The sequence below is a fragment of the Erythrobacter sp. genome, assembly GCF_023653175.1.
GTDB lineage: Bacteria > Pseudomonadota > Alphaproteobacteria > Sphingomonadales > Sphingomonadaceae > Erythrobacter.
This window is the reverse complement of record NZ_JAMNXL010000233.1, coordinates 1-4601: the sequence shown is the minus strand read 5'-3', so window position 1 is coordinate 4601 and position 4601 is coordinate 1. Positions and strand designations below refer to the sequence as shown.

General features: G+C 64.6%; 8 protein-coding genes and 1 pseudogene. All 9 read left to right on the top strand.

Going from position 1 to position 4601, the window contains the following annotated elements; genetic code table 11:
* The coding region (locus NBV68_RS17865; protein WP_296312510.1) for an NADH-quinone oxidoreductase subunit A at positions 1–171 on the top strand (171 nt) is incomplete at its 5' end.
* Positions 168–746 (top strand): NADH-quinone oxidoreductase subunit B, encoded by a 579-nt coding sequence (locus NBV68_RS17860; protein ID WP_296312508.1) that lies wholly within the window; start codon positions 168–170, stop codon positions 744–746. The genes NBV68_RS17865 and NBV68_RS17860, both read left to right, overlap by 4 nt.
* 6 nt (positions 747–752) lie before the next feature.
* The gene (locus NBV68_RS17855; protein ID WP_296312507.1) at positions 753–1544 is read left to right on the top strand and encodes an NADH-quinone oxidoreductase subunit C; all 792 of its coding nucleotides are present in this window, start codon (positions 753–755) and stop codon (positions 1542–1544) included.
* A complete protein-coding gene (locus NBV68_RS17850; RefSeq protein ID WP_296312504.1) occupies positions 1541–2752 on the top strand; it encodes an NADH-quinone oxidoreductase subunit D in 1212 nt (403 codons plus the stop codon). Before NBV68_RS17855 ends, NBV68_RS17850 begins: the two co-directional genes overlap by 4 nt.
* Positions 2749–3009, top strand: a complete 261-nt coding sequence (locus NBV68_RS17845; RefSeq protein WP_296312502.1) for a hypothetical protein — start codon at positions 2749–2751, stop codon at positions 3007–3009. The genes NBV68_RS17850 and NBV68_RS17845 overlap by 4 nt, the downstream gene beginning before the upstream one ends.
* The gene (nuoE, locus tag NBV68_RS17840; protein WP_296312499.1) at positions 3002–3670 is read left to right on the top strand and encodes an NADH-quinone oxidoreductase subunit NuoE; all 669 of its coding nucleotides are present in this window, start codon (positions 3002–3004) and stop codon (positions 3668–3670) included. The genes NBV68_RS17845 and nuoE overlap by 8 nt, the downstream gene beginning before the upstream one ends.
* Before the next feature lies 1 nt (position 3671).
* Positions 3672–3815 carry a hypothetical protein gene (locus tag NBV68_RS17835; RefSeq protein WP_296312497.1) on the top strand — a complete coding sequence of 48 codons (144 nt, stop codon included), beginning with the start codon at positions 3672–3674 and terminating at the stop codon, positions 3813–3815.
* The gene (locus NBV68_RS17830; RefSeq protein ID WP_296312494.1) at positions 3812–3988 is read left to right on the top strand and encodes a hypothetical protein; all 177 of its coding nucleotides are present in this window, start codon (positions 3812–3814) and stop codon (positions 3986–3988) included. Before NBV68_RS17835 ends, NBV68_RS17830 begins: the two co-directional genes overlap by 4 nt.
* Positions 3988–4601 (top strand): annotated as a pseudogene (locus NBV68_RS17825) (NADH-quinone oxidoreductase subunit F); the annotation flags it as partial. The gene NBV68_RS17830 and the pseudogene NBV68_RS17825, both read left to right, overlap by 1 nt.

Sequence of the window (4601 nt, the reverse complement as noted above, 5' to 3'; positions counted from 1 at the left end):
GTGGCGATCAGCTTCATCGTCTTCGATCTAGAAGCCGCCTTCCTGTTCCCCTGGGCCGTCAGCCTCGACGAGACCAAGTGGGTGGGCTGGAGCGGCATGATGGTGTTCCTGTTCATCCTTGCGGTGGGCCTCGCTTATGAATGGAAGAAAGGGGCGTTGGACTGGGAATGAACAACACGATTTCTCCTCTCCAGGGATTGCCAGACATTTCGAAGCTGACCACCGCCCAGGGCGGGGAGGTCCGCGCGCCTGACGCGAGCTTCTTCACCGCGCTCCAGACCGAGGTCACTGACAAGGGCTTCCTCGTCACCTCGACCGAGGAACTGTTCCAGTGGGCGCGCACCGGCAGCCTGTGGTGGATGACTTTCGGCCTTGCGTGCTGCGCGGTCGAGATGATCCACGTCAACATGCCGCGCTACGACATGGAGCGCTTCGGCGCCGCGCCGCGCGCCTCTCCGCGCCAGTCGGACGTGATGATCGTCGCGGGCACGCTGTGCAACAAGATGGCCCCGGCGCTGCGCAAGGTCTACGACCAGATGTCGGATCCCAAGTACGTCATCTCGATGGGCAGCTGCGCCAATGGCGGCGGCTATTACCATTACAGCTACTCGGTGGTGCGCGGCTGCGACCGCATCGTGCCGGTCGACATCTACGTCCCCGGCTGCCCGCCGACCGCCGAGGCGCTGCTCTATGGCGTGATGCAATTGCAGCGCAAGATCCGCCGCGTCGGCACTATCGAGAGGTAAGGGCGCATGGCCGTTCTCCACTCCGCCCCGAAGTTCGCCTCCAATGAAGGCGTGATCGATGCCATCAGCGAGACCATCTCTGTCTGGCTGATCGAAGCGCATGAATCGCATGGCGAGGTGATCTTCCGCGTGCAACGCGACGCTATTGCGCGCGTACTCCAGATCCTGCGCGATGATCACGCCTACCAGCAGATGATGGAAATTGCCGGGGTCGACTACCCCGAACGGGCCGAACGGTTCGAGGTCGTCTACATGCTGCAGAGCCTGACCAAGAACCACCGCGTGATGGTGAAGTGCTCGGCCTCGGAAGACACCCCGGTGCCGACCGTAACCACGCTGTGGCCCAATGCCGGGTGGCTCGAGCGCGAGGTGTTCGACATGTTCGGGGTGACCTTCGCGGGCAACCCGGACCTGCGCCGCATTCTCACCGATTACGGCTTCGAGGGGCACCCGTTCCGCAAGGACTTCCCCATGACCGGCTACACCGAGCTGCGCTATTCCGAGGAGGAAAAGCGCGTGGTGTACGAGCCCGTCGTGCTGGCGCAGGAAATGCGCACGTTCGACTTCCTCAGCCCTTGGGAAGGCGCGGACTACGTGCTTCCCGGAGACGAGAAATCGCGCGGGGCCCCTGCGGTCGCCGAGCCCAAGGTCACCGAGAAGCAGGGCGACACCGGCGCAGGCAAGGCTGCCGACAAGGCTGCCGCCGAGAAGGTCTCGCCCCCGGGGCCCGAGCAGAAGGACACCGGAAAGCCCGCCCCCGGCGCTCCCGATCCCACCTCGAAGGAGGGTGGCCGATGAGCATGAACCTCGAAGAATCGCCCACCACCGAGGGCGAGGTCATCACCAATTACACGATCAACTTCGGCCCCCAGCATCCGGCCGCGCACGGCGTGCTGCGCATGGTGATGGAGCTAGACGGCGAGGTGATCGAGCGGATCGACCCGCATGTCGGCCTGCTCCACCGCGGCACCGAAAAGCTGATCGAGCAGAAGACCTACCTTCAGGCGCTGCCCTATTTTGACCGGCTCGATTACTGCTCGCCGCTGGCGATGGAGCACACCTGGGTGCTCGCCATCGAGAAGCAGCTGAACCTCGAAGTGCCGCTGCGCGCCCAGTATCTCCGCGTGCTGTTCGCCGAGCTCACCCGCATCTGCAACCACATGCTCAACATGGGGGCGCACATCCTCGATGTCGGCGCGTTCACGCCGAACCTGTGGATCATGGACCTGCGCGAGGACTGCCTCAACTTCTTCGAGCGGGCGTCGGGCGCGCGCATGCACAGCGCATGGTTCCGCCCGGGCGGTGTCCATCAGGACGTGCCGGAGAAGCTTCTGGTGGATATCGGCGACTGGCTCGACAACCGCTTCTTCCAGCTGTTCGAGGACGCGATGAGCCTCGTCATGGACAACCGCATCTTCAAGCAGCGCAACGTCGATATCGCCGTCGTCAGCCGCGAGGATGCGATTGCCTGGGGCTTCTCGGGCCCGATGATCCGCGCCGCCGGCCTTCCGTGGGACCTGCGCAAGTCGCAACCCTATGACGTCTATGACCGCATGGAGTTCGACATTCCGGTCGGCACCAATTCGGACTGCTATGACCGCTTCATGGTGCGCGTGAAGGAAGTCTACGAGAGCGCCAAGATCATCCGCCAATGCCTGCGCGACATGCCGAGCGGCCCGATCGCCAGCAGCGACACCAAGGTCGTGCCGCCCAAGCGCGGCGAAATGAAGCAGTCGATGGAAGCGCTGATCCACCACTTCAAGCTCTACACCGAAGGCTTCCACGTGCCTGCGGGCGAGGTCTACGTGGCGACCGAAAGCCCCAAGGGCGAATTCGGCGTCTATCTCGTCAGCGACGGCACCAACAAGCCCTACCGCTGCAAGATCCGCCCCACGGCCTTCTCGCACCTCCAGGCGATGGACTTCATGTCCAAGGGTCACATGCTGCCGGACGCGACCGCCATTCTCGGCGCGATCGACGTGGTGTTCGGGGAGTGTGACCGGTGATCGATGACCTGATCGACCGGGCCGACGCCATTTCGACGCGTTGGCAGACGGTGCTCTCGGTCGTGAGCACGGCGTGGTTCGCTGCGACCTGCGCCGATTATGCCGGGTTTCTCAACCTCCCGAAGCTCGGGATACTTTCGGGCTGGTCCGCGATCCTGGTGGCCGCGCTGTGGAACGCCGTGTGGTGGGGCTTTGCCTATCCCCGGATCGAGGCGCGCCGGAAAGAGCGCAACACTTTGGAAAACCTCAATGGCTGACCGCACCCCCGCACCCGACACTCCCGAACTGCGCGCCCGCTGGAGCGCCTTTGCGTGGACGCCGGAGAACAAGAATACCGCCGACTGGCACATCGCCAAGTATCCCGAGGGGCGTCAGCGTTCGGCGGTGATGCCGCTGCTCGATCTCGCCCAGCGGCAGGTCGGCGCGGAGACCGATACGCAAGGGTGGCTGCCGCTGCCGGTTATCGAATACGTGGCGCAATATCTCGGGATGCCGGTGATCCGGGTGCTCGAGGTTGCCAGCTTCTACTTCATGTATAACCTCAAGCCCGTGGGTAAATTCCACGTGCAGGTGTGTGGCACCACGCCGTGCATGCTGCGCGGGAGCGACGACATCATGTCGGCTTGCAAGAAGCGCGGGATGGTGAAGGGCGGGGTCTCGGCCGATGGCCTCTGGACCCTCACCGAGGTCGAATGCATGGGCAATTGCGCCACCGCGCCGATGGTCCAGATCAACGACGACAATTACGAAGACCTGACTCCGGAGCGCCTCGAAGCGGTGCTCGATGCGCTGGCGGCGGGCCAGCAGCCCAAAGCGGGCACGCAGGAGCCGGGCCGCCGCACCTCCGAGCCTTCGGGCGGGCCGACCACGCTGACCGCGATGGTCGATGCGAACCACGATTACCGGAGCGAATGGTAAGGTGAGCGCAGTCGCCACCATCCTCGGCGCGTTGCTGTTGGCGTTCATCGCCTACAAGCTGCTGATGGGCGTGATCCGCATCGGCGTGATCATCCTCATCCTCGGCGTGCTTTACGCGCTGTGGTCGCAAGGGGCGCTGGCATGAACCCGCTGACGCTGCTCCTCGCGATCCTCGGCCTCACCGGCTTTGCGCTGGGGGCAGTGCTGACCGCGACCGGCCCGCTCGAGATGGGGGTGATCATCATGGGGCTAGGCCTCGTGTTCCAGACGATTTCGCTGGTGCGCATCCGGCGCGCCAAAGCAAGGGAAACGCAGTGATGCTGGCTGACAAGGACCGCATCTTCACCAATCTCTACGGGTTCCAGGACTGGGGCCTGAAGGCGGCGCAGGCGCGCGGAGATTGGGATGGCACCAAGGCGCTGCTCGCGCGCGGGCAGGATGCGATCATCGAAGAGATCAAGGCCAGCGGCCTGCGCGGGCGGGGCGGGGCGGGCTTCCCGACCGGGCTCAAGTGGAGCTTCATGCCCAAGGAATCGCGCGACGGCCGGCCGAGCTTCCTCGTCATCAACGCGGACGAATCCGAGCCCGGCAGCTGCAAGGACCGCGAGATCCTGCGCCACGATCCGCACAAGCTCATCGAAGGCGCGCTGGTCGCCGGCTTCGCGATGCGCGCGCGGGCGGCCTATATCTACGTGCGCGGCGAATATATCCGCGAGGCCGAAGTTCTTCAGGCGGCGATCCATCAGGCTTACGAAGCCGGGCTGATCGGCAAGAACGCCTGCGGTTCGGGCTACGATTTCGACGTCTTCATGCACCGCGGCGCGGGCGCCTATATCTGCGGTGAAGAAACCGCGATGATCGAAAGCCTCGAGGGCAAGAAGGGCCAGCCGCGCCTCAAGCCCCCGTTCCCGGCGGGCGCGGGCCTCTATGG

Bases quoted from the DNA above. Each gene is read 5' to 3' on its own strand.
- NBV68_RS17860 (WP_296312508.1), top strand. From the start codon at position 168: ATGAACAACACGATTTCTCCTCTCCAGGGATTGCCAGACATTTCGAAG.
- NBV68_RS17830 (WP_296312494.1), top strand. From the start codon at position 3,812: ATGAACCCGCTGACGCTGCTCCTCGCGATCCTCGGCCTCACCGGCTTT.
- nuoE (WP_296312499.1), top strand. From the start codon at position 3,002: ATGGCTGACCGCACCCCCGCACCCGACACTCCCGAACTGCGCGCCCGC.
- NBV68_RS17850 (WP_296312504.1), top strand. From the start codon at position 1,541: ATGAGCATGAACCTCGAAGAATCGCCCACCACCGAGGGCGAGGTCATC.
- NBV68_RS17855 (WP_296312507.1), top strand. From the start codon at position 753: ATGGCCGTTCTCCACTCCGCCCCGAAGTTCGCCTCCAATGAAGGCGTG.